The sequence below is a fragment of the Pseudomonas sp. 8 R 14 genome (assembly GCF_900005955.1).
Lineage (GTDB): Bacteria > Pseudomonadota > Gammaproteobacteria > Pseudomonadales > Pseudomonadaceae > Aquipseudomonas > Aquipseudomonas marginalis.
Window position 1 is genome coordinate 1 of record NZ_CVTH01000022.1, and the last position, 23957, is coordinate 23957.

Here is a 23957-nt window from a genome sequence, read left to right on the forward strand (position 1 = left end):
TTGATTTCTAGTCTTTGATTAGATCGTTCTTTAAAAATTTGGGTATGTGATAGAAAGATAGACTGAACGTTACTTTCACTGGTAACGGCTCAGGCTAAGGTAAAATTTGTGAGTGGCTCTTAATTGAGTATGATCGAATTTTCGGCGAATGTCGTCTTCATAGTATAACCAGATTGCTTGGGGTTATATGGTCAAGTGAAGAAGCGCATACGGTGGATGCCTTGGCAGTCAGAGGCGATGAAAGACGTGGTAGCCTGCGAAAAGCTTCGGGGAGTCGGCAAACAGACTTTGATCCGGAGATGTCTGAATGGGGGAACCCAGCCATCATAAGATGGTTATCTTGTACTGAATACATAGGTGCAAGAGGCGAACCAGGGGAACTGAAACATCTAAGTACCCTGAGGAAAAGAAATCAACCGAGATTCCCTTAGTAGTGGCGAGCGAACGGGGACTAGCCCTTAAGTGGCTTTGAGATTAGCGGAACGCTCTGGAAAGTGCGGCCATAGTGGGTGATAGCCCTGTACGCGAAAATCTCTTAGTCATGAAATCGAGTAGGACGGAGCACGAGAAACTTTGTCTGAATATGGGGGGACCATCCTCCAAGGCTAAATACTACTGACTGACCGATAGTGAACTAGTACCGTGAGGGAAAGGCGAAAAGAACCCCGGAGAGGGGAGTGAAATAGATCCTGAAACCGTATGCGTACAAGCAGTGGGAGCCCACTTTGTTGGGTGACTGCGTACCTTTTGTATAATGGGTCAGCGACTTATTTTCAGTGGCGAGCTTAACCGAATAGGGGAGGCGTAGCGAAAGCGAGTCTTAATAGGGCGTCTAGTCGCTGGGAATAGACCCGAAACCGGGCGATCTATCCATGGGCAGGTTGAAGGTTGGGTAACACTAACTGGAGGACCGAACCGACTACCGTTGAAAAGTTAGCGGATGACCTGTGGATCGGAGTGAAAGGCTAATCAAGCTCGGAGATAGCTGGTTCTCCTCGAAAGCTATTTAGGTAGCGCCTCATGTATCACTGTAGGGGGTAGAGCACTGTTTCGGCTAGGGGGTCATCCCGACTTACCAAACCGATGCAAACTCCGAATACCTACAAGTGCCGAGCATGGGAGACACACGGCGGGTGCTAACGTCCGTCGTGAAAAGGGAAACAACCCAGACCGTCAGCTAAGGTCCCAAAGTTATGGTTAAGTGGGAAACGATGTGGGAAGGCTTAGACAGCTAGGAGGTTGGCTTAGAAGCAGCCACCCTTTAAAGAAAGCGTAATAGCTCACTAGTCGAGTCGGCCTGCGCGGAAGATGTAACGGGGCTCAAACCATACACCGAAGCTACGGGTATCACGTAAGTGATGCGGTAGAGGAGCGTTCTGTAAGCCTGTGAAGGTGAGTTGAGAAGCTTGCTGGAGGTATCAGAAGTGCGAATGCTGACATGAGTAACGATAATGGGTGTGAAAAACACCCACGCCGAAAGACCAAGGTTTCCTGCGCAACGTTAATCGACGCAGGGTTAGTCGGTCCCTAAGGCGAGGCTGAAAAGCGTAGTCGATGGAAAACAGGTTAATATTCCTGTACTTCTGGTTATTGCGATGGAGGGACGGAGAAGGCTAGGCCAGCTTGGCGTTGGTTGTCCAAGTTTAAGGTGGTAGGCTGGAATCTTAGGTAAATCCGGGATTCTAAGGCCGAGAGCTGATGACGAGTTAACTTTTAGTTAACGAAGTGGTTGATGCCATGCTTCCAAGAAAAGCTTCTAAGCTTCAGGTAACCAGGAACCGTACCCCAAACCGACACAGGTGGTTGGGTAGAGAATACCAAGGCGCTTGAGAGAACTCGGGTGAAGGAACTAGGCAAAATGGCACCGTAACTTCGGGAGAAGGTGCGCCGGTGAGGGTGAAGGACTTGCTCCGTAAGCTCATGCCGGTCGAAGATACCAGGCCGCTGCGACTGTTTATTAAAAACACAGCACTCTGCAAACACGAAAGTGGACGTATAGGGTGTGACGCCTGCCCGGTGCCGGAAGGTTAATTGATGGGGTTAGCTAACGCGAAGCTCTTGATCGAAGCCCCGGTAAACGGCGGCCGTAACTATAACGGTCCTAAGGTAGCGAAATTCCTTGTCGGGTAAGTTCCGACCTGCACGAATGGCGTAACGATGGCGGCGCTGTCTCCACCCGAGACTCAGTGAAATTGAAATCGCTGTGAAGATGCAGTGTATCCGCGGCTAGACGGAAAGACCCCGTGAACCTTTACTATAGCTTTGCACTGGACTTTGAATTTGCTTGTGTAGGATAGGTGGGAGGCTTTGAAGCGTGGACGCCAGTCTGCGTGGAGCCAACCTTGAAATACCACCCTGGCAACTTTGAGGTTCTAACTCAGGTCCGTTATCCGGATCGAGGACAGTGTATGGTGGGTAGTTTGACTGGGGCGGTCTCCTCCTAAAGAGTAACGGAGGAGTACGAAGGTGCGCTCAGACCGGTCGGAAATCGGTCGTAGAGTATAAAGGCAAAAGCGCGCTTGACTGCGAGACAGACACGTCGAGCAGGTACGAAAGTAGGTCTTAGTGATCCGGTGGTTCTGTATGGAAGGGCCATCGCTCAACGGATAAAAGGTACTCCGGGGATAACAGGCTGATACCGCCCAAGAGTTCATATCGACGGCGGTGTTTGGCACCTCGATGTCGGCTCATCACATCCTGGGGCTGAAGCCGGTCCCAAGGGTATGGCTGTTCGCCATTTAAAGTGGTACGCGAGCTGGGTTTAGAACGTCGTGAGACAGTTCGGTCCCTATCTGCCGTGGACGTTTGAGATTTGAGAGGGGCTGCTCCTAGTACGAGAGGACCGGAGTGGACGAACCTCTGGTGTTCCGGTTGTCACGCCAGTGGCATTGCCGGGTAGCTATGTTCGGAATAGATAACCGCTGAAAGCATCTAAGCGGGAAACTAGCCTCAAGATGAGATCTCACTGGGACCTTGAGTCCCCTGAAGGGCCGTCGAAGACTACGACGTTGATAGGTTGGGTGTGTAAGCGCTGTGAGGCGTTGAGCTAACCAATACTAATTGCCCGTGAGGCTTGACCATATAACACCCAAGCAATTTGCGTCGAAAGGCCAGATTGCGGTGTGTGAAGACGCAATGAACCGAAAGTTCGAGATTTCACAAAACACCGACAGCTGTCACATACCCAATTTGCTGAAGCGAGGCCAGCTGGCCACGACTCAGTACCCGAATTTCTTGACGACCATAGAGCATTGGAACCACCTGATCCCATCCCGAACTCAGCAGTGAAACGATGCATCGCCGATGGTAGTGTGGGGTTTCCCCATGTGAGAGTAGGTCATCGTCAAGATTAAATTCCGAAACCCCATTTGCGAGAGCAGATGGGGTTTTGTTTTGGGCGGTCGGAAAGTGCGAAGAGGCGCCTCGGGAGGGTCTTCAATGCTAAAGTCCGGCCTTTCTATGCAATGACCCTGCGCATGGCTATCATGCGTGCCTCATTGTGAGGCGATACTTGCATGCTGACGTTGTTAGAACTTCTAAAAGATGGCCGATTCCATTCCGGAGAAGCACTTGGCGCAGCCCTGGGCGTTAGTCGCAGTGCAGTCTGGAAGCAGCTCCAGCATCTTGAGGCCGAATTGAATCTGCCGGTCCACAAGGTTCGTGGGAGGGGATATCAATTAGCTTCGCCGCTGGTTTTCTTGAGTTCCGAGCAGATTGCACTGCATACGTCTTCCCTCGCGTGGCCTATCCATATCTACGACTCCATCGACTCGACAAATGCCGAGGCTCTGCGCCTTGTTGAGGTTGAGCGTGCGACGCCGTACCTGGTGCTTGCGGAGCAGCAAACGGCGGGAAGAGGGCGACGTGGTCGAAAGTGGGTCAGCCCATTCGCTCAGAATGTGTATTACAGCCTCTTATTGCGTATCGAGAATGGTCCGCGACAGCTGGAAGGCCTGAGCCTTGTGGTTGGCTTGGCGGTAATGCAGGCGCTGCGTGAGTCTGGAGTGCGGGGGGCGGCTCTGAAGTGGCCAAACGACGTCCTGGTGGGGCAGAAGAAGATTGCCGGGATTTTACTGGAGCTCGTAGGGGATCCTGCGGATATTTGCCACGTTGTCCTCGGCATCGGTATTAACGTGAATATGCAGAAGGCTGAAGAGGTTGATCAGCAATGGACGTCAGTGCAGTTGGAGACGGGGTCTCCAGTTGATCGTAACTCTCTGGTGGCACGCCTGTGCTTGCAGTTGCAAAGCTACTTGGATCGACACAGGGCGCAAGGTTTTTCATCGCTTCGGGATGAGTGGGAAAAAGGTCATGCCTGGCAGGGAAAGGCAGTGTCACTCATAGCGGGTGCCAACCGTGTCGATGGGGTGGTGCTGGGTATCGACGGTCAGGGGGCATTACGTTTAAGTGTCGGTGGTGTTGAGAAAACATACAGTGGTGGTGAGTTAAGCCTGAGGTTGCGTGATGATTCTTGAGCTCGACTGTGGGAATAGCTTCATCAAGTGGCGCGTACTTGATTCGGATCGGGCGACGGCATCTGCAGAAGGTGTCGCTAGTTCGGATGTTGCATTGATTGAAAGCCTGTCAGTGCTGCCTGGTGTGTTATTGACACATTGCCGGTTGGTGAGTGTTCGTGCTCTGGACGAAACAAAAAATCTGGTTGAGGCGCTGGTGGAGGCCTTTGGCGTTGCGGTTTCCTGCGCTGTTTCTGCGCGAGAAATGGCTGGGGTGCGCAACGGTTACGAAGATTTCGAGCGTCTTGGCCTTGATCGCTGGTTAGCAATGCTGGGCGGCTTCAAATTGGCGTCGGGCGCATGCCTGGTGCTTGATTTCGGTACGGCTGCTACTGCAGATTTTGTTGCTGGCGATGGTGAGCATTTAGGTGGCTTCATCTGTCCTGGTATGCCCCTCATGCGTAATCAGCTGCGCACGCATACGCGCAAGATACGTTACGACGATGCAGCTGCTGAAAGAGCCTTGGAGCGTCTATCGCCAGGGCATACGACCGTAGAGGCTGTAGAGCGTGGCTGTACGTTGATGCTCAGAGGGTTTGTGCTGACCCAGCTTGAGCTGGCCCGAAGTTATTGGGGTGATAACTTCACTGTATTCCTGACGGGTGGCGATGCTGATTTGGTGAGGGATGCCGTGCCTCAGGCTCGACTCGTTCCTGATTTGATTTTCGTAGGTCTGGCAATGGCGTGCCCTTTATCTTGAGGTGTTTATGCGTTGGCTGTTTTTGCTTTTATTGATCCTGAACGCCTTCTACTACATATGGCATCAGCAAGAGGCGCCGTTGCGTGCTAAAGACGTGACCCCTCTGAGCCTCTATCGGAATACGCAGCAGGATATTCGCCTGCTGAGCGAGTCTTCCGACGCTGTGGTGCGCAAGGATCGGGCTAAGGCATCTGATGCGCAAAATACTTGCTTATACATTGGTGGCTTTGCCGACCAGCGACAGGCGCAATTCCTTGAGCAGCGCCTCACTAGCCTGGATATAAAGGTTAAGGTACAGCTGCTGAGTGCTCCTGATGCGCAAGGTTACTGGCTTCGAGTTGCCCCGGAAAGCCGACGCCTGGCTGACGACCTACCCTTTGAAAACCTTGCTAAGGAATTCAATGAGTTAAAACATAAAATAATGCTGTGCGAAGGCATTGCAACTCTCGAATAGTTTGCATAGAATGGCGCCCGCTTCGCAGTGAAGACCTTTAAGGTCTAAGGTGCGAAGCGAAGGTCAATGCAGCTAACCTCATATTTTTAATGAGAAAATGCTTGACAGAAGGCCGGCGTGATGTAGAATGCCGGCTCGCTTAGGAGGGGTTCCCGAGCGGCCAAAGGGATCAGACTGTAAATCTGACGTCTACGACTTCGAAGGTTCGAATCCTTCCCCCTCCACCATTTTAGCGTGAGCTGCAAGCTCCGCGGGTATAGTTTAGTGGTAGAACCTCAGCCTTCCAAGCTGATGATGCGGGTTCGATTCCCGCTACCCGCTCCAAGTTTGCAGGTTGTGCATTGTGTTTCGCTCTTGTAGCTCAGTTGGTAGAGCACACCCTTGGTAAGGGTGAGGTCAGCGGTTCAAATCCGCTCAAGAGCTCCATATAACAAGGCAGATATGAAAATATCTGCCTTTGTTTTAACGGCTGGCTCGGCTTGATGGTGTTTAGATTGCTTGTTGTTGAGTGATTTCAAGTCTTTGGGGGTTGGTTGTTGTAAAGTCTTTTTCGGGTCTGCATAATGGTCGGCCTGATTTTGTTTTAGGTCAGTAGCTCAATTGGCAGAGCGACGGTCTCCAAAACCGTAGGTTGGGGGTTCGATTCCCTCCTGACCTGCCAGATTCGCATGGTGTGTCTGGCTTTCTTTTCACAGGATCTTCATAGATGACTCCTAAGGCTGAAGCTCAAAGCTCTCGTTTCGATCTCGTCAAGTGGCTCGCTGTGGTCGCTTTGGTGGTCGTGGGCGTTGTTGGCAACCAGTACTATTCTGCTTCGCCGATCCTGTACCGCGTTCTCGTTTTGCTCGCCCTTGCTGCTGTAGCTGCCTTTGTAGGCCTGCAGACTGCCAAAGGCAAGTCTTTCGCGGTCCTGGTGAAGGAAGCTCGCACCGAAATTCGTAAAGTCGTTTGGCCAACTCGCCAAGAAACCACGCAGACCACGTTGATTGTTGTGGCTGTTGTTCTGGTTATGGCGTTGCTGTTGTGGGGTCTTGATTCCCTGCTCGGCTGGCTTGTTTCCTTGATTGTTGGCTAAGGGTGTCCCGTGGCTAAGCGTTGGTACGTTGTGCATGCTTACTCGGGTTACGAGAAGCATGTTATGCGCTCTTTGCTGGAGCGCGTAAAGCTGGCAGGCATGGAAGATGGCTTCGGCGAAATTCTGGTTCCCACTGAAGAAGTGGTTGAAATGCGGAATGGTCAGAAGCGCAAGAGTGAGCGCAAGTTCTTTCCTGGCTACGTGCTGGTGCAGATGGACATGAATGAGGGTACTTGGCACTTGGTCAAGGACACTCCTCGTGTTATGGGCTTCATCGGCGGTACTGCTGATAAGCCTGCTCCGATCACTGACAAAGAGGCAGAAGCAATTCTGCGTCGTGTCGCCGACGGTAGCGACAAGCCCAAGCCGAAGACGTTGTTCGAGCCGGGTGAGGTTGTTCGTGTTACGGATGGTCCGTTTGCTGATTTCAACGGGACTGTCGAAGAGGTTAACTACGAAAAGAGCCGGATCCAGGTCGCGGTGCTCATTTTCGGTCGCTCTACTCCGGTAGAGTTGGAATTCAGCCAGGTCGAGAAGGTCTAGCTGAGTAAGCATCCCAACCCCGCAGCCTTAGGCTGTGGGGTTTTGTCGTCACTGGGATAAACGCGCAAGTAACCGGGGAGCCTTTCGAGGCGCTTGAACCCGTAATTGGAGTGCCTCATGGCCAAGAAGATTACCGCTTACATCAAGCTGCAAGTGAAGGCCGCTCAGGCCAACCCAAGCCCACCTGTTGGTCCAGCCCTGGGTCAGCATGGCGTGAACATCATGGAATTCTGCAAGGCTTTCAACGCCCGTACTCAGGGTCTTGAGCCAGGTCTGCCGACTCCAGTGATCATCACTGTATACAGCGACCGTAGCTTCACTTTCGAAACCAAGTCGACCCCGGCTTCGGTTTTGCTGAAGAAGGCTGCTGGTCTGACTAGCGGTTCCGCTCGTCCTAACACCGTTAAGGTTGGCACCGTAACTCGTGCTCAGCTGGAAGAAATCGCGAAAACCAAAAACGCGGATCTGACTGCAGCTGATATGGATGCAGCCGTGCGTACCATCGCCGGTTCTGCTCGTAGCATGGGCCTTAACGTGGAGGGTGTGTAATGGCTAAGCTGACCAAGCGCCAAAAGGCTATCGCCGGCAAAATCGAAGCGGGCAAGTCCTACAATTTTGTAGACGCTGCTGCTCTGCTGACCGAGCTGTCGACTGTCAAGTTCAGCGAGTCCGTTGACGTTGCTGTAAACCTGGGTGTAGACCCACGTAAATCTGACCAGGTCGTTCGTAGCGCTACTGTGCTGCCACACGGTACTGGTAAGACTGTTCGTGTAGCTGTCTTTACTCAAGGCCCTGCAGCTGAAGCTGCTCTGGCCGCCGGCGCTGACCGCGTTGGTATGGACGACCTGGCTGCCGAAATGAAAGGCGGCGACCTGAACTACGACGTAGTTATTGCTTCCCCGGACGCAATGCGTGTTGTGGGTCAATTGGGTCAGATCCTGGGTCCACGTGGCCTGATGCCTAACCCTAAGGTCGGCACCGTAACGCCAGACGTAGCTACCGCGGTTAAAAACGCCAAGGCTGGTCAGGTTCGTTATCGTACCGACAAAAACGGCATCATTCACACCTCCGTTGGCAAGGTCGGCTTCGACGCCGTCAAGCTGAAGGAAAACGTTGAAGCCCTGATCGCCGATCTGAAGCGTATCAAGCCAGCTTCCTCGAAAGGTATCTACGTCAAGCGCGTTACCCTGAGCACCACCATGGGCCCAGGTCTGGTCATCGACCAAGGCTCGCTGGACGTATAAGACGCAAATTGGCGTAAGCGATTGCGCCAATTGAAAGATTGGGGTCCCTGCCTGGCGGGGGCTATCCAAGACCGTAGGCGACGCAAGTCTTAAACCAACAAGCCTACGCAGATGGTGCTCCCGGTTCCTTACCGAATCAGACACCAAAACGACATCCGGCTCCGGCCAGATGAAACGGTAACAAGCAGGAGTTAAACCCGTGGCAATTAATCTCGAAGACAAGAAGGCCATCGTCGCTGAAGTCAACGAGGCTGCCAAAGCTGCTCTGTCCGCTGTCGTGGCTGATGCCCGTGGTGTGACAGTAGGCGCTATGACCGGACTCCGTAAAGAGGCTCGTGAAGCTGGCGTGTACGTACGTGTTGTACGTAACACCCTGCTCAAGCGCGCTGTTGCTGACACTGAATACAGTGTCCTCAATGACGTGTTCACCGGCCCGACTCTGATTGCGTTCTCCAAGGATCATCCAGGCGCTGCTGCCCGTTTGTTCAAAGAGTTCGCTAAGAGTCAGGATAAGTTCGAGATCAAGGCAGCTGCGTTCGAGGGCAAGTTCCTCGCAGCTAACCAAATCGACGTACTGGCAACACTGCCGACCCGTAACGAAGCCATTTCGCAGCTGATGAGCGTGATTCAAGGCGCTACCAGCAAGCTGGCTCGTACTCTGGCTGCAGTTCGCGAGCAAAAAGAAGCTGCCGCAGCCTAAGGCTGAGCAACTTCTCTCGCGTATTTTTGTTTATTTCGATGGCCGCTTAGGCCGTCCCCCAATTCAGGAAATACAGCAATGTCTATCTCCCAAGACGATATCCTCAACGCCGTAGCTGAAATGTCGGTTCTGCAGGTTGTTGAGCTGATCAAAGCTTTCGAAGAAAAATTCGGCGTTTCCGCTGCCGCTGCTTCCGCTGGCCCAGCTGCTGCTGCTGCCGTTGTTGAAGAGCAAACCGAATTCAACGTCATGCTGCTGGAAGCTGGCGAGAAGAAAGTTAACGTCATCAAGGCAGTACGTGAACTGACCGGCCTGGGCCTGAAAGAAGCCAAGGCTGTAGTTGACGGCGCTCCTGCTATGGTTCTGGAAGCAGTGACCAAAGACGCAGGCGACAAAGCTAAAGCAACTCTGGAAGAAGCAGGCGCTAAAGTCGAGCTGAAGTAAGCATCGACCTTGCGTCTCCAGCCCAAGCGTTAAGCTGAAGGCTGATGGCTGGTGGCTCTTGCCACCGGCCTTTTTCCGTTCTTGGCTGTCGACTCGGTCGCCGCCATTAACGTGCTGTAGCCACCCGATGCGGTGGTGCAAACCATGGGGTTTGCAAGATTTTCTGGCTGCTCCCGTCGGGAGGGCCAAACAAGCAGGTGACCAAGCTGGGGAACGCTGATGGCTTACTCATATACTGAGAAAAAACGTATCCGCAAGGACTTTAGCAAGTTGCCGGACGTCATGGATGTCCCGTACCTTCTGGCTATCCAGCTGGATTCGTATCGTGAATTCTTGCAGGCGGGAGCGACCAAAGATCAGTTCCGCGACGTGGGCCTGCATGCGGCCTTCAAATCCGTTTTCCCGATCATCAGCTACTCCGGCAATGCTGCGCTGGAGTACGTCGGTTATCGCCTGGGCGAACCGGCATTTGATGTCAAAGAATGCGTGTTGCGCGGTGTTACGTACGCCGTACCTTTGCGGGTAAAAGTCCGTCTGATCATTTTCGACAAAGAGTCGTCGAACAAAGCGATCAAGGACATCAAAGAGCAAGAAGTCTACATGGGCGAAATCCCATTGATGACTGAGAACGGTACCTTCGTTATCAATGGTACCGAGCGTGTTATCGTTTCCCAGCTGCACCGTTCCCCGGGCGTGTTCTTCGATCACGACCGCGGCAAGACGCACAGCTCCGGCAAGCTCCTGTACTCCGCGCGGATCATTCCGTACCGCGGTTCGTGGTTGGACTTCGAGTTCGATCCGAAAGACTGCGTGTTCGTGCGTATCGACCGTCGTCGCAAGCTGCCGGCCTCGGTACTGCTGCGCGCGCTCGGTTACACCACTGAGCAAGTCCTGGATGCGTTCTACACCACCAACGTATTCAGCCTGAAGGATGAAACCCTCAAGCTGGAGCTGATCGCTTCGCGTCTGCGTGGTGAAATTGCTGTCCTGGACATTCAGGATGAAAAGGGCAAAGTCATCGTTGAGGCTGGCCGTCGTATCACTGCGCGCCACATCAACCAGATCGAAAAAGCGGGTATCAAAGAGCTGGAAGTTCCCCTGGACTATGTCCTGGGCCGTACTACCGCGAAGGTCATCGTTCACCCGGCTACAGGCGAAATCCTGGCTGAGTGCAACACCGAGCTGAACACCGAGATCCTGGCCAAAATTGCCAAGGCGCAGGTTGTTCGCATCGAGACCCTGTACACCAACGATATCGACTGTGGTCCGTTCGTCTCCGACACCCTGAAGATCGACTCCACCAGCAACCAATTGGAAGCGCTGGTAGAAATCTATCGCATGATGCGTCCTGGCGAGCCACCAACCAAAGACGCCGCAGAAACCCTGTTCAACAACCTGTTCTTCAGCCCTGAGCGCTACGACCTGTCTGCGGTCGGCCGGATGAAGTTCAACCGTCGTATCGGTCGCACCGAGATCGAAGGTTCGGGTGTGCTGTGCAAGGAAGACATCGTTGCGGTCTTGAAGACTCTGGTCGACATCCGTAACGGCAAAGGCATCGTCGATGACATCGACCACCTGGGTAACCGTCGTGTTCGCTGCGTAGGCGAAATGGCCGAGAACCAGTTCCGCGTTGGCCTGGTGCGTGTTGAGCGTGCGGTCAAAGAGCGTCTGTCGATGGCTGAAAGCGAAGGCCTGATGCCGCAAGACCTGATCAACGCCAAGCCAGTGGCTGCGGCGGTGAAAGAGTTCTTCGGTTCCAGCCAGCTCTCGCAGTTCATGGACCAGAACAACCCGCTTTCCGAGATCACCCACAAGCGCCGTGTTTCCGCACTGGGCCCGGGCGGTCTGACCCGTGAGCGTGCTGGCTTTGAAGTGCGTGACGTACACCCGACTCACTACGGTCGTGTATGCCCAATCGAAACGCCGGAAGGCCCGAACATCGGTCTGATCAACTCCCTGGCCGCCTATGCGCGCACCAACCAGTACGGCTTCCTTGAGAGCCCGTACCGTGTGGTGAAAGACGCCCTGGTCACCGACGAGATCGTGTTCCTGTCCGCTATCGAAGAAGCTGATCACGTGATCGCTCAGGCTTCGGCCACGATGAACGACAAGAAGGTCCTGATCGACGAGCTGGTGGCTGTTCGTCACCTGAACGAGTTCACCGTCAAGGCGCCGGAAGACGTCACCTTGATGGACGTATCGCCGAAGCAGGTAGTTTCGGTCGCAGCGTCGCTGATCCCGTTCCTGGAACACGATGACGCCAACCGTGCGTTGATGGGTTCCAACATGCAGCGTCAAGCTGTACCGACCCTGCGTGCCGACAAGCCGCTGGTAGGTACCGGCATGGAGCGTAACGTAGCCCGTGACTCCGGCGTTTGTGTCGTGGCTCGTCGTGGTGGCGTGATCGATTCCGTTGATGCCAGCCGTATCGTGGTTCGTGTTGCTGATGACGAAGTTGAAACGGGTGAAGCCGGTGTCGACATCTACAACCTGACCAAATACACCCGCTCGAACCAGAACACTTGCATCAACCAGCGTCCGCTGGTGCGCAAGGGTGATCGCGTTCAGCGTAGCGACATCATGGCTGACGGTCCGTCCACCGATATGGGTGAATTGGCTCTGGGTCAGAACATGCGCATCGCGTTCATGGCATGGAACGGCTTCAACTTCGAAGACTCCATCTGCCTGTCCGAGCGTGTGGTTCAAGAAGATCGCTTCACCACGATCCACATTCAGGAACTGACCTGTGTGGCGCGTGACACCAAGCTTGGGCCAGAGGAAATCACTGCAGACATCCCGAACGTGGGTGAAGCTGCACTGAACAAGCTGGACGAAGCCGGTATCGTTTACGTAGGTGCTGAAGTGGGTGCGGGCGACATCCTGGTTGGTAAGGTCACTCCGAAAGGCGAGACCCAACTGACTCCGGAAGAGAAGCTGCTGCGTGCCATCTTCGGTGAAAAAGCCAGCGACGTTAAAGACACCTCCCTGCGTGTACCTACCGGTACCAAGGGTACTGTCATCGACGTGCAGGTCTTCACCCGTGACGGCGTCGAGCGTGATGCTCGTGCACTGTCCATCGAGAAGACCCAGCTCGACGAGATCCGCAAGGACCTCAACGAAGAGTTCCGTATCGTTGAAGGCGCGACCTTCGAACGTCTGCGTTCCGCCCTGGTAGGCCACAAGGCTGAAGGCGGCGCAGGTCTGAAGAAAGGTCAGGACATCACCGACGAAATCCTCGACGGTCTTGAGCACGGCCAGTGGTTCAAACTGCGCATGGCTGAAGATGCTCTTAACGAGCAGCTCGAGAAGGCCCAGGCCTATATCGTTGATCGTCGCCGTCTGCTGGACGACAAGTTCGAAGACAAGAAGCGCAAACTGCAGCAGGGCGATGACCTGGCTCCAGGCGTGCTGAAAATCGTCAAGGTTTACCTGGCAATCCGTCGCCGCATCCAGCCGGGCGACAAGATGGCCGGTCGTCACGGTAACAAAGGTGTGGTCTCCGTGATCATGCCGGTTGAAGACATGCCGCACGATGCCAATGGCACCCCGGTCGACGTCGTCCTCAACCCGTTGGGCGTACCTTCGCGTATGAACGTTGGTCAGATCCTTGAAACCCACCTTGGCCTAGCGGCTAAAGGTCTGGGCGAGAAGATCAATCGTATGATCGAAGAGCAGCGCAAGGTTGCTGACCTGCGTAAGTTCCTGCACGAGATCTACAACGAGATCGGCGGTCGCAAGGAAGAGCTGGATACCTTCTCCGACCAGGAAATCCTGGATCTGGCGAAGAACCTGCGCGGTGGCGTTCCAATGGCTACCCCGGTGTTCGACGGTGCCAAGGAAAGCGAAATCAAGGCCATGCTGAAACTGGCAGACCTGCCAGAAAGCGGCCAGATGCAGCTGTTCGACGGCCGTACCGGCAACAAGTTCGAGCGTCCGGTTACTGTTGGCTACATGTACATGCTGAAGCTGAACCACTTGGTAGACGACAAGATGCACGCTCGTTCTACCGGTTCGTACAGCCTGGTTACCCAGCAGCCGCTGGGTGGTAAGGCTCAGTTCGGTGGTCAGCGTTTCGGGGAGATGGAGGTCTGGGCACTGGAAGCATACGGTGCCGCTTACACTCTGCAAGAAATGCTCACAGTGAAGTCGGACGATGTGAACGGTCGTACCAAGATGTACAAAAACATCGTGGATGGCGATCACCGTATGGAGCCGGGCATGCCCGAGTCCTTCAACGTGTTGATCAAAGAAATTCGTTCCCTCGGCATCGATATCGATCTGGAAACCGAATAACACGTGACGCGAATCGAGAGCGGGGCTGTTTAGCCCGCTCTCTGCTCCGCCAGGAGGAAAGGCCTTGAAAGACCTACTGAATTTGCTGAAAAACCAGGGTCAAGTCGAAGAGTTCGACGCCATCCGTATTGGATTGGCATCGCCTGAGATGATCCGTTCGTGGTCGTTCGGTGAAGTTAAAAAGCCGGAAACCATCAACTACCGTACGTTCAAACCTGAGCGTGACGGCCTGTTCTGCGCCAAGATCTTTGGCCCGGTAAAGGATTACGAGTGCCTGTGCGGTAAGTACAAGCGCTTGAAGCACCGTGGTGTGATCTGCGAGAAGTGTGGCGTTGAAGTTGCACTGGCCAAGGTTCGTCGTGAGCGCATGGCGCACATCGAGCTGGCTTCGCCGGTTGCCCACATCTGGTTCCTGAAATCGCTGCCGTCCCGTATCGGCTTGCTGATGGACATGACCCTGCGTGATATCGAACGCGTTCTCTACTTCGAGAGCTATGTCGTTATCGATCCAGGCATGACTACCCTTGAAAAAGGTCAGCTGCTGAACGACGAGCAGTACTTCGAGGCGTTGGAAGAGTTCGGTGATGATTTCGATGCCCGCATGGGTGCCGAAGCTGTCCGCGAACTGCTGCACGCTATCGACCTGGAGCACGAGATTGGTCGTCTGCGCGAAGAGATTCCGCAAACCAACTCCGAAACCAAGATCAAGAAGCTGTCCAAGCGTCTGAAGTTGATGGAAGCCTTCCAGGGTTCCGGCAACCTGCCAGAGTGGATGGTGCTGACCGTTCTGCCGGTTCTGCCGCCGGATCTGCGTCCGCTGGTGCCGTTGGATGGTGGTCGTTTCGCGACTTCCGACCTCAACGACCTGTACCGCCGTGTGATCAACCGTAACAACCGCTTGAAGCGCCTGCTCGATCTGTCTGCTCCGGACATCATCGTGCGCAACGAAAAGCGTATGTTGCAGGAAGCTGTCGATGCCCTGCTCGACAACGGTCGTCGTGGCCGCGCTATCACCGGTTCCAACAAGCGTCCTCTGAAATCCTTGGCTGACATGATCAAGGGTAAGCAAGGTCGTTTCCGTCAGAACTTGCTCGGTAAGCGTGTTGACTACTCTGGTCGTTCGGTAATTACCGTAGGCCCGACCCTGCGTCTGCACCAGTGCGGTCTGCCTAAGAAGATGGCACTTGAGCTGTTCAAGCCATTCATCTTCGGCAAGCTGGAAATGCGCGGTCTCGCGACCACCATCAAAGCGGCCAAGAAAATGGTCGAGCGCGAGCTGCCAGAGGTTTGGGACGTTCTCGCTGAAGTGATTCGCGAACACCCGGTTCTCCTCAACCGTGCACCGACCCTTCACCGTCTGGGTATCCAGGCGTTTGAACCGGTACTGATCGAAGGTAAGGCTATCCAGCTGCACCCTCTGGTCTGTGCTGCGTACAACGCCGACTTCGACGGCGACCAAATGGCCGTGCACGTGCCGCTGACACTGGAAGCCCAGTTGGAAGCGCGTGCGTTGATGATGTCGACCAACAACATTCTGTCGCCAGCCAACGGTGAGCCAATCATCGTTCCGTCGCAGGACGTTGTGTTGGGTCTGTACTACATGACCCGTGAGGCGATCAACGCCAAAGGCGAAGGTCGTGTGTTCGCTGACCTGCAGGAAGTTGACCGGGTGTTCCGTGCCGGCGAAGCCGCACTGCACGCCAAGGTCAAAGTGCGCATCAACGAAACTGTCAACGACCGTGATGGCGGCAGCGTGAGCGGCACCCGTATTGTCGACACCACCGTTGGCCGTGCGCTGTTGTACCAGGTTGTGCCAAAAGGCCTGTCGTACGACGTCGTCAACCTGCCGATGAAGAAAAAGGCGATCTCCAAGCTGATCAACCAATGCTATCGCGTGGTTGGTCTGAAAGAGACCGTGATCTTCGCTGACCAGTTGATGTACACCGGTTTTGCCTATTCGACCATTTCCGGCGTTTCCATCGGTGTTAACGACTTCGTTATTCCTGATGAAAAAGCCCGCATCATCAGTGCTGCTACTGATGAAGTGAAAGAGATCGAAAGCCAGTACGCCTCGGGCCTGGTAACACAGGGCGAGAAGTACAACAAAGTGATCGACCTTTGGTCCAAGGCCAACGACGAAGTGTCCAAGGCGATGATGGCCAACCTCTCGAAAGAGAAGGTCATCGACCGTCACGGCGACGAAGTTGACCAAGAGTCCTTCAACTCGATGTACATGATGGCCGACTCGGGCGCACGGGGTTCTGCTGCGCAGATCCGTCAGCTCGCCGGTATGCGTGGCCTGATGGCCAAGCCGGACGGCTCCATCATCGAAACGCCGATTACTGCGAACTTCCGTGAAGGTTTGAGCGTACTCCAGTACTTCATCTCTACTCACGGTGCTCGGAAAGGTCTGGCGGATACCGCGTTGAAAACCGCTAACTCCGGTTACCTGACGCGTCGTCTGGTAGACGTTGCGCAAGATCTGGTTGTCACCGAGATCGACTGCGGCACCGAGCACGGCCTGCTGATGACTCCGCACATTGAAGGCGGTGACGTTGTAGAGCCGCTGGGTGAGCGCGTACTGGGTCGTGTTATTGCCCGTGACGTATTCAAGCCAGGTACCGAGGAAGTTATCGTTCCTGCCGGCACTCTGGTGGACGAGAAGTGGGTCGAGTTCATCGAACTCAACAGCATCGACGAAGTGATCGTTCGCTCGCCGATCAGCTGCGAAACCCGCTACGGCATTTGCGCCAAGTGCTACGGCCGTGACTTGGCTCGTGGTCACCAGGTGAACATCGGTGAAGCGGTCGGCGTTATTGCTGCCCAGTCCATCGGTGAGCCGGGTACCCAGCTGACCATGCGTACGTTCCACATTGGTGGTGCGGCAAGCCGGACCTCCGCAGCCGACAGCGTTCAGGTGAAGAATGGCGGTACTGTCCGCCTGCACAACCTGAAGCACGTTGAGCGAGTGGATGGTCACCTGGTTGCTGTGTCGCGTTCCGGTGAGCTGGCAATCGCTGATGACTACGGTCGTGAGCGTGAGCGCTACAAGCTGCCGTACGGTGCTGTGATTTCGGTTAAAGAGGGTGACAAGGTCGACGCTGGCGCAATCGTGGCCAAGTGGGATCCGCACACTCACCCAATCGTTACCGAAATGAAAGGTACCGTGACCTACGTGGGCATGGAAGAAGGCATCACGATCAAGCGTCAGACTGACGAATTGACCGGTATGACCAACATTGAAGTACTCGACGCGAAAGATCGTCCAGCTGCCGGTAAGGACATCCGTCCTGCCGTGAAAATGGTCGATGACAACGGCAAGGATCTGTTGCTGCCAGGCACTGACGTAATCGCTCAGTACTTCCTGCCAGCCAACGCCCTGGTCGGTGTAGCGGATGGTGCGAAGATCGCGATCGGTGATGTTATCGCGCGTATCCCGCAAGAAACTTCGAAGACCCGTGACATCACCGGTGGTTTGCCGCGTGTTGCCGACTTGTTCGAAGCTCGTCGTCCGAAAGAAGCGTCGATTCTGGCTGAAGTCAGCGGCACTATCGCGTTCGGTAAAGAAACCAAGGGCAAGCGCCGTCTGGTTATTACCCCGAACGACGGTACCGATCCGTACGAAGAGCTGATTCCAAAGTGGCGTCACCTGAACGTGTTCGAAGGCGAACAGGTAAACCGCGGCGAAGTGATCTCCGACGGCCCGAGCGATCCACACGACATCCTGCGTCTGCTGGGTGTGAGTGCGCTGGCCAAGTACATCGTTAACGAGATCCAGGACGTTTACCGCCTGCAAGGCGTGAAGATCAACGATAAGCACATCGAGACCATCCTGCGTCAGATGCTGCGTAAAGTTGAGATCGCTGAATCCGGCGATTCCAGTTTCATCAAGGGCGACCAGATGGAACTGACTCACGTGCTGGTGGAAAACGAGCGTCTGGCTGGCGACGAGAAATTCGTTTCCAAGTTCACTCGCGTACTGCTGGGTATCACCAAGGCGTCGTTGTCCACTGAGTCGTTCATCTCGGCGGCCTCCTTCCAGGAGACCACTCGCGTACTGACCGAAGCAGCGGTAACCGGCAAGCGCGATTACCTGCGCGGCCTGAAAGAGAACGTGGTCGTGGGTCGTCTGATCCCGGCTGGTACCGGTTTGGCCTATCACAGCGAGCGTAAGCGTCGCCGTGATGCTGACAAGCCGTTGCGCGTAAGCGCCAGTGAAGTGGAAGCCGCACTGACCGAAGCGCTGAACTCAAGCGGTAACTGAGTTCTGCGGTAAATAAGTCTGGGCCCTGGCAGCCCCCATTCGTCGGATCAAGGCAAATTTGCCCGGCTTCGACGGGAGGGGAGGTCGGGGCCTTGCCTTGACTGGGGGCAAGATCCTCTTTAGACTCTTGTACCCCTAAATTTGGCGGGAATTCGTTCCTGCCATTTTGCTTTTCTTGCAAGACAATAGCGTCGCAAGACAACAGTGGAGCTAGTAGATGGCAACTATCAACCAGCTGGTACGTCAGCCGCGTAAGCGTATCGTCGAGAAATCCGACGTGCCTGCGCTGCAGAACTGCCCGCAACGTCGTGGCGTATGCACCCGTGTGTATACCACCACGCCGAAAAAACCTAACTCGGCACTGCGTAAAGTATGCCGTGTGCGCCTGACCAACGGTTTCGAGGTTTCCTCGTACATCGGCGGTGAAGGCCACAACCTGCAAGAGCACAGCGTGGTACTGATCCGTGGCGGTCGTGTAAAAGACTTGCCAGGTGTTCGTTATCACACCGTACGCGGCTCCTTGGATACTTCCGGCGTTAAAGGTCGTAACCAGGGTCGTTCGAAGTACGGTACCAAGAAGCCTAAGTAGTAGCGGCTTTTTGTAAAACTGAATCATCTTATTTTCTGAGTCGATAAGAGTAAGGTCGGAGGCGTCCCGAAAGGGCACCGATTCCGAGCGAACCTGAAGACCGTTTGAGGGCTTATCCATGCCAAGAAGACGCGTAGCAGCCAAGCGCGAAGTGCTTGACGATCCAAAATACGGAAGCCAAATTCTGGCCAAGTTCATGAACCACGTGATGGAAAGCGGCAAGAAAGCCGTTGCCGAGCGTATCGTTTATGGCGCGCTGGAAAAGGTTAAAGAACGCAAGAACAGCGACCCCCTGGAAATCTTCGAGAAAGCTCTCGACGCCATCGCTCCGCTGGTCGAAGTGAAGTCGCGCCGTGTAGGCGGTGCTACTTACCAGGTTCCGGTCGAAGTTCGTCCGTCCCGTCGTAACGCTCTGGCAATGCGCTGGTTGGTAGACTTCGCCCGTAAGCGCGGCGAGAAGTCTATGGCTCTGCGTTTGGCCGGCGAACTGTTGGACGCTGCTGAAGGTAAAGGTGCTGCTGTTAAGAAGCGTGAAGACGTGCACCGTATGGCTGAAGCTAACAAAGCTTTCTCGCACTACCGCTTCTAATCTTAGCTTCACTAATTTTGCGAGGGCTTTATGGCTCGTACTACTCCGATTAGCCGCTACCGTAACATCGGTATCGTTGCTCACGTGGATGCTGGTAAAACCACCACGACCGAGCGCGTACTGTTTTACACCGGCAAAAGTCACAAAATGGGCGAGGTGCATGATGGCGCCGCGACCACAGACTGGATGGTTCAGGAGCAGGAGCGTGGTATTACCATTACTTCTGCTGCTATTACCGCCTTCTGGAAAGGTTCCGAGAAGCAGTACAAAGATGAGCACCGCTTCAACGTTATCGATACCCCAGGCCACGTAGACTTCACTATTGAAGTTGAACGTTCCCTGCGCGTACTCGACGGCGCTGTCGTTGTGTTCTGCGGTACCTCGGGTGTCGAGCCTCAGTCGGAAACCGTATGGCGTCAAGCCAACAAATACGGCGTTCCACGTCTTGTTTATGTAAACAAGATGGACCGTGCTGGTGCCAACTTCCTGCGCGTGATCGGTCAGATCAAGCAGCGTCTGGGTCATACTCCGGTGCCAATCCAATTGGCAATCGGTTCCGAAGACAACTTCCAGGGTCAGATCGATCTGATCAACATGGAAGCGGTCTACTGGAATGACGCTGACAAAGGTATGGTTCCTGTTCGCAAGCCTATCCCTGCAGAATTGCAGGAACTGGCTGACGAGTGGCGCAACAACATGGTTGAGGCTGCCGCCGAAGCCAGCGAAGAGCTGATGAACAAGTACCTCGAAGGTGAAGAGCTCACCAACGTGGAAATCAAGGCCGCTCTGCGTCAGCGTACTATCGCTGGTGAGATCGTCTTGGCTGTTTGCGGTTCTTCCTTCAAGAACAAGGGTGTTCCCCTGGTTCTCGACGCCGTGATCGACTATCTGCCTGCTCCAACCGACATTCCTGCTATCAAGGGTACCAACCCTGATAACGAGGAAGAAGAGATGGAGCGTCATGCTGACGACAGCGAGCCGTTCTCGGCTCTGGCGTTCAAGATCGCTACCGACCCATTCGTGGGTACTCTGACCTTCGTCCGTGTTTACTCGGGCGTGTTGGCCTCCGGCGACGGCGTGATCAACTCGGTCAAAGGCAAGAAAGAGCGTGTGGGTCGTATGGTGCAAATGCACGCAAACGCCCGTGAAGAGATCAAGGAAGTGCGCGCTGGTGACATCGCGGCCTTGATCGGCATGAAGGACGTCACCACTGGTGAGACTTTGTGCGACGCTGCCAAGCCAATCATCCTGGTTCGCATGGACTTCCCGGAGCCGGTTATTTCGGTTGCCGTAGAGCCTAAGACCAAGGATGACCAGGAAAAAATGGGTATCGCTCTGGGCAAGCTTGCTCAGGAAGATCCATCTTTCCGCGTCAAAACTGATGAAGAGACTGGTCAAACGATCATCTCTGGTATGGGCGAGTTGCACCTGGACATCCTGGTTGACCGGATGCGCCGTGAGTTCAACGTCGAAGCCAACATCGGTAAGCCTCAGGTTTCCTATCGTGAGCGCATCACGAAGAACTGCGAAATCGAAGGCAAGTTCGTTCGTCAGTCCGGCGGTCGTGGTCAGTTCGGTCACTGCTGGATCCGTTTTGCTCCTGCTGACGAAGGTCAGGAAGGTCTGCAATTCGTGAACGAAGTAGTGGGTGGTGTTGTTCCTAAGGAATACATCCCTGCTATCCAGAAGGGTATCGAAGAGCAGATGAAGAACGGTGTTGTTGCCGGCTATCCGCTGATCGGCCTGAAAGCAACCGTTTTTGACGGTTCTTACCACGACGTCGACTCCAACGAGATGGCGTTTAAGGTGGCTGCTTCCATGGCAACCAAGCAACTGGCCCAGAAGGGCGGTGGTGAGTTGCTTGAGCCAATCATGGCGGTAGAAGTTGTTACACCTGAAGACTATATGGGTGATGTCATGGGCGACCTTAACCGTCGTCGCGGCATGATCTTGGGTATGGAAGACACGGTTTCCGGCAAGGTGATTCGCGCCGAGGTTCCGTTGGGTGAGATGTTCGGTTATGCGACCGACGTTCGCTCCATGTCCCAGGGTCGCGCAAGCTACTCTATGGAATTCAAAAAATACAACACAGCTCCGGCGCACATCGCTGAAACTGTATCCAAAAAACAAGGCTGATTCAGTCCTTTAGGCAAGGAGTTAATTGTCGTGGCTAAAGAAAAATTTGATCGTTCCCTACCGCACGTCAACGTTGGCACTATCGGTCACGTTGACCACGGTAAAACCACTCTGACCGCAGCTCTGACTCGCGTCTGCTCCGAGGTTTTCGGTTCTGCAGTCGTTGATTTCGATAAAATCGACAGCGCTCCAGAAGAAAAAGCTCGTGGTATCACCATCAACACCGCGCACGTCGAGTACAACTCGAAGATCCGTCACTACGCTCACGTTGACTGCCCAGGTCACGCTGACTATGTGAAGAACATGATCACTGGTGCTGCCCAGATGGACGGCGCGATCCTGGTTTGCTCGGCCGCTGATGGTCCGATGCCACAAACCCGTGAGCACATCCTGCTGTCCCGTCAGGTAGGCGTTCCGTACATCGTGGTTTTCCTGAACAAGGCTGACCTGGTAGACGACGCTGAGCTGCTGGAACTGGTTGAGATGGAAGTGCGCGATCTGCTGAGCACTTACGACTTCCCAGGCGACGACACTCCGATCATCATCGGTTCCGCTCGTATGGCGCTGGAAGGCAAAGACGATAACGAAATGGGCACCACTGCCGTTCGTAAACTGGTTGAAACCCTGGACAGCTACATCCCAGAACCAGTTCGTCTGACCGACAAGCCGTTCCTGATGCCAATCGAAGACGTATTCTCGATCTCCGGTCGTGGTACTGTTGTGACTGGTCGTATCGAGCGCGGTATCGTTCGCGTTCAAGATGCGCTGGAAATCGTTGGTCTGCGTGACACTACCAACACTGTTTGCACTGGTGTTGAAATGTTCCGCAAGCTGCTCGACGAAGGTCGTGCTGGCGAGAACTGCGGCGTTCTGCTGCGTGGTACCAAGCGTGACGACGTTGAGCGTGGCCAGGTTCTGGTTAAGCCAGGTTCGGTTAAGCCGCACACCAAGTTCACCGCAGAAGTTTACGTTCTGAGCAAGGAAGAAGGCGGTCGTCACACTCCGTTCTTCAAAGGCTACCGTCCACAGTTCTACTTCCGTACTACTGACGTGACTGGTAACTGCCAGCTGCCAGAAGGCGTTGAAATGGTAATGCCAGGCGATAACATCCAAATGGAAGTTACCCTGATCAAGACCATCGCAATGGAAGACGGTCTGCGCTTCGCTATCCGTGAAGGCGGCCGTACCGTTGGTGCTGGTGTTGTAGCTAAAATCATCGAGTAAGCGTCTCTTCTGAGATAGCTTCGATGCTTTGAAAAGCCCCCGCTCAGCGGGGGCTTTTTTATTGGGTTGACACCTATCTAGGGCGTCTATAGAATTGCGCCTCCTTTTAACGGGCGTATTGCGCTCGCTGGGAATAGCAGCCGGAGTCTGAAATCCAATGCAAAATCAGCAAATCCGTATCAGGTTGAAGGCTTTTGACCATCGCCTGATCGACCAATCCACCCAGGAAATCGTGGAAACCGCGAAACGTACTGGTGCTCAAGTGCGTGGTCCAATTCCACTGCCTACCCGTAAAGAGCGGTTCACCGTTCTGGTCTCCCCGCACGTCAACAAAGACGCGCGTGACCAGTACGAGATCCGTACTCATAAGCGCGTACTGGACATCGTCCAGCCAACGGATAAAACCGTTGATGCTCTTATGAAGCTTGATCTGGCGGCCGGTGTGGAAGTACAGATCAGCCTCGGCTAAGACTTGGGTCTTAGTCGTGTAACGCTCTGAAATGGGCGGCCATAGCGGGTGAAAGCCCCGTACACTCATGAGGTTTACAACATGACTATTGGTGTAGTCGGTCGTAAATGCGGTATGACCCGTATTTTCACCGAAGAAGGTGTCTCCATTCCGGTTACGGTCATTGAGATCGAGCCGAATCGCGTCACCCAGTTCAAAACTGAAGAAACCGATGGCTATCGTGCAGTGCAAGTCACTGTCGGCGAGCGTCGCGCTTCGCGTGTGACTGCTGCTCAAGCAGGTCACTTCGCTAAAGCAAACGTTGCAGCTGGTCGTACTGTCATGGAGTTCCGTCTTGAAGAAGGCGACTACCAGGCTGGCGATCTGATCAACGCTGAAATCTTCGCCGCTGGTCAACTGGTTGATGTAACCGGTCAGTCCAAGGGTAAAGGCTTCCAGGGTACGATCAAGCGTTGGAATTTCCGTGGTCAAGACAACACTCACGGTAACTCCGTTTCCCACCGCGTCCCGGGCTCTATTGGCCAGTGCCAGACTCCTGGTCGTGTATTCAAGGGCAAAAAAATGTCCGGTCATATGGGCGCTGAGCGCGTGACCGTGCAGTCCCTCGAAGTAGTGCGCGTCGACGCTGAACGCAATCTGTTGTTGGTCAAGGGTGCTGTTCCTGGCGCTACTGGCGGCAACCTGGTTGTACGTCCAGCGGCCAAGGCTCGCGGTTAAGG

General features: G+C 54.5%; 17 protein-coding genes, 4 tRNA genes and 2 rRNA genes. All 23 read left to right on the top strand.

Annotation, left to right across the window (positions count from 1 at the left end):
- Window positions 1-189 precede the first annotated feature (189 nt).
- The 23 genes from BFQ01_RS02350 to rplC all read left to right on the top strand — a co-directional run bounded on the left by BFQ01_RS02350 (window position 190) and on the right by rplC (window position 23955).
- Window positions 190-3081, top strand: a 23S ribosomal RNA gene (locus BFQ01_RS02350).
- A gap of 152 nt (window positions 3082-3233) precedes the next feature.
- A 5S ribosomal RNA gene (gene rrf / locus BFQ01_RS02355) occupies window positions 3234-3349 on the top strand.
- Window positions 3350-3515: 166 nt separating this feature from the next.
- Complete coding sequence (gene birA / locus BFQ01_RS02360) at window positions 3516-4475, top strand: bifunctional biotin--[acetyl-CoA-carboxylase] ligase/biotin operon repressor BirA (RefSeq protein WP_065924110.1); 960 nt, start codon at window positions 3516-3518, stop codon at window positions 4473-4475.
- Window positions 4465-5214 (top strand): pantothenate kinase, encoded by a 750-nt coding sequence (locus BFQ01_RS02365; RefSeq protein WP_065924111.1) that lies wholly within the window; start codon window positions 4465-4467, stop codon window positions 5212-5214. Before birA ends, BFQ01_RS02365 begins: the two co-directional genes overlap by 11 nt.
- 7 nt (window positions 5215-5221) lie before the next feature.
- On the top strand, window positions 5222-5668 hold the full coding sequence (locus tag BFQ01_RS02370) for a hypothetical protein (RefSeq protein WP_027605161.1): 447 nt from the start codon (window positions 5222-5224) through the stop codon (window positions 5666-5668).
- Between the two features lie 142 nt (window positions 5669-5810).
- Window positions 5811-5895, top strand: a tRNA-Tyr gene (locus BFQ01_RS02375).
- Window positions 5896-5918: 23 nt separating this feature from the next.
- Window positions 5919-5992, top strand: a tRNA-Gly gene (locus BFQ01_RS02380).
- A gap of 26 nt (window positions 5993-6018) precedes the next feature.
- Window positions 6019-6094 (top strand) — tRNA-Thr (locus tag BFQ01_RS02385).
- 159 nt (window positions 6095-6253) lie between these two features.
- A tRNA-Trp gene (locus BFQ01_RS02390) sits at window positions 6254-6329 on the top strand.
- 45 nt (window positions 6330-6374) lie between these two features.
- Window positions 6375-6743, top strand: coding sequence for a preprotein translocase subunit SecE (gene secE / locus BFQ01_RS02395; RefSeq protein ID WP_027605162.1), 369 nt, complete (start codon window positions 6375-6377; stop codon window positions 6741-6743).
- Window positions 6744-6752: 9 nt separating this feature from the next.
- A complete protein-coding gene (gene nusG / locus BFQ01_RS02400; protein ID WP_003176436.1) occupies window positions 6753-7286 on the top strand; it encodes a transcription termination/antitermination protein NusG in 534 nt (177 codons plus the stop codon).
- A 117-nt stretch (window positions 7287-7403) separates the two neighbouring features.
- Window positions 7404-7835, top strand: coding sequence for a 50S ribosomal protein L11 (gene rplK, locus BFQ01_RS02405; RefSeq protein ID WP_003176435.1), 432 nt, complete (start codon window positions 7404-7406; stop codon window positions 7833-7835).
- Window positions 7835-8530, top strand: a complete 696-nt coding sequence (gene rplA / locus BFQ01_RS02410) for a 50S ribosomal protein L1 (protein WP_003176434.1) — start codon at window positions 7835-7837, stop codon at window positions 8528-8530. The genes rplK and rplA overlap by 1 nt, the downstream gene beginning before the upstream one ends.
- Window positions 8531-8729: 199 nt before the next feature.
- Complete coding sequence (gene rplJ, locus BFQ01_RS02415) at window positions 8730-9230, top strand: 50S ribosomal protein L10 (protein WP_003176433.1); 501 nt, start codon at window positions 8730-8732, stop codon at window positions 9228-9230.
- Between the two features lie 78 nt (window positions 9231-9308).
- Window positions 9309-9674 (top strand): 50S ribosomal protein L7/L12, encoded by a 366-nt coding sequence (rplL, locus tag BFQ01_RS02420; RefSeq protein WP_053138313.1) that lies wholly within the window; start codon window positions 9309-9311, stop codon window positions 9672-9674.
- A 219-nt stretch (window positions 9675-9893) separates the two neighbouring features.
- Window positions 9894-13967, top strand: a complete 4074-nt coding sequence (rpoB, locus tag BFQ01_RS02425) for a DNA-directed RNA polymerase subunit beta (protein ID WP_027605164.1) — start codon at window positions 9894-9896, stop codon at window positions 13965-13967.
- Window positions 13968-14031: 64 nt separating this feature from the next.
- Window positions 14032-18231: a DNA-directed RNA polymerase subunit beta' gene (gene rpoC, locus BFQ01_RS02430; protein ID WP_065924112.1), complete on the top strand. Its 4200-nt coding sequence runs from the start codon at window positions 14032-14034 to the stop codon at window positions 18229-18231.
- Window positions 18232-18448: 217 nt separating this feature from the next.
- Window positions 18449-18820, top strand: a complete 372-nt coding sequence (rpsL, locus tag BFQ01_RS02435; RefSeq protein WP_002555494.1) for a 30S ribosomal protein S12 — start codon at window positions 18449-18451, stop codon at window positions 18818-18820.
- A 118-nt stretch (window positions 18821-18938) separates the two neighbouring features.
- Complete coding sequence (gene rpsG, locus BFQ01_RS02440; RefSeq protein ID WP_002555493.1) at window positions 18939-19409, top strand: 30S ribosomal protein S7; 471 nt, start codon at window positions 18939-18941, stop codon at window positions 19407-19409.
- A gap of 30 nt (window positions 19410-19439) precedes the next feature.
- Window positions 19440-21545: an elongation factor G gene (gene fusA, locus BFQ01_RS02445; protein ID WP_003210087.1), complete on the top strand. Its 2106-nt coding sequence runs from the start codon at window positions 19440-19442 to the stop codon at window positions 21543-21545.
- A 30-nt stretch (window positions 21546-21575) separates the two neighbouring features.
- Window positions 21576-22769 carry an elongation factor Tu gene (tuf, locus tag BFQ01_RS02450; RefSeq protein ID WP_027605166.1) on the top strand — a complete coding sequence of 398 codons (1194 nt, stop codon included), beginning with the start codon at window positions 21576-21578 and terminating at the stop codon, window positions 22767-22769.
- A gap of 157 nt (window positions 22770-22926) precedes the next feature.
- On the top strand, window positions 22927-23238 hold the full coding sequence (gene rpsJ / locus BFQ01_RS31095) for a 30S ribosomal protein S10 (protein ID WP_003186070.1): 312 nt from the start codon (window positions 22927-22929) through the stop codon (window positions 23236-23238).
- Between the two features lie 81 nt (window positions 23239-23319).
- Entirely contained in the window at window positions 23320-23955 is a 636-nt protein-coding gene (rplC, locus tag BFQ01_RS02455) for a 50S ribosomal protein L3 (RefSeq protein ID WP_007253310.1), read from the top strand.
- Window positions 23956-23957 lie beyond the last annotated feature (2 nt).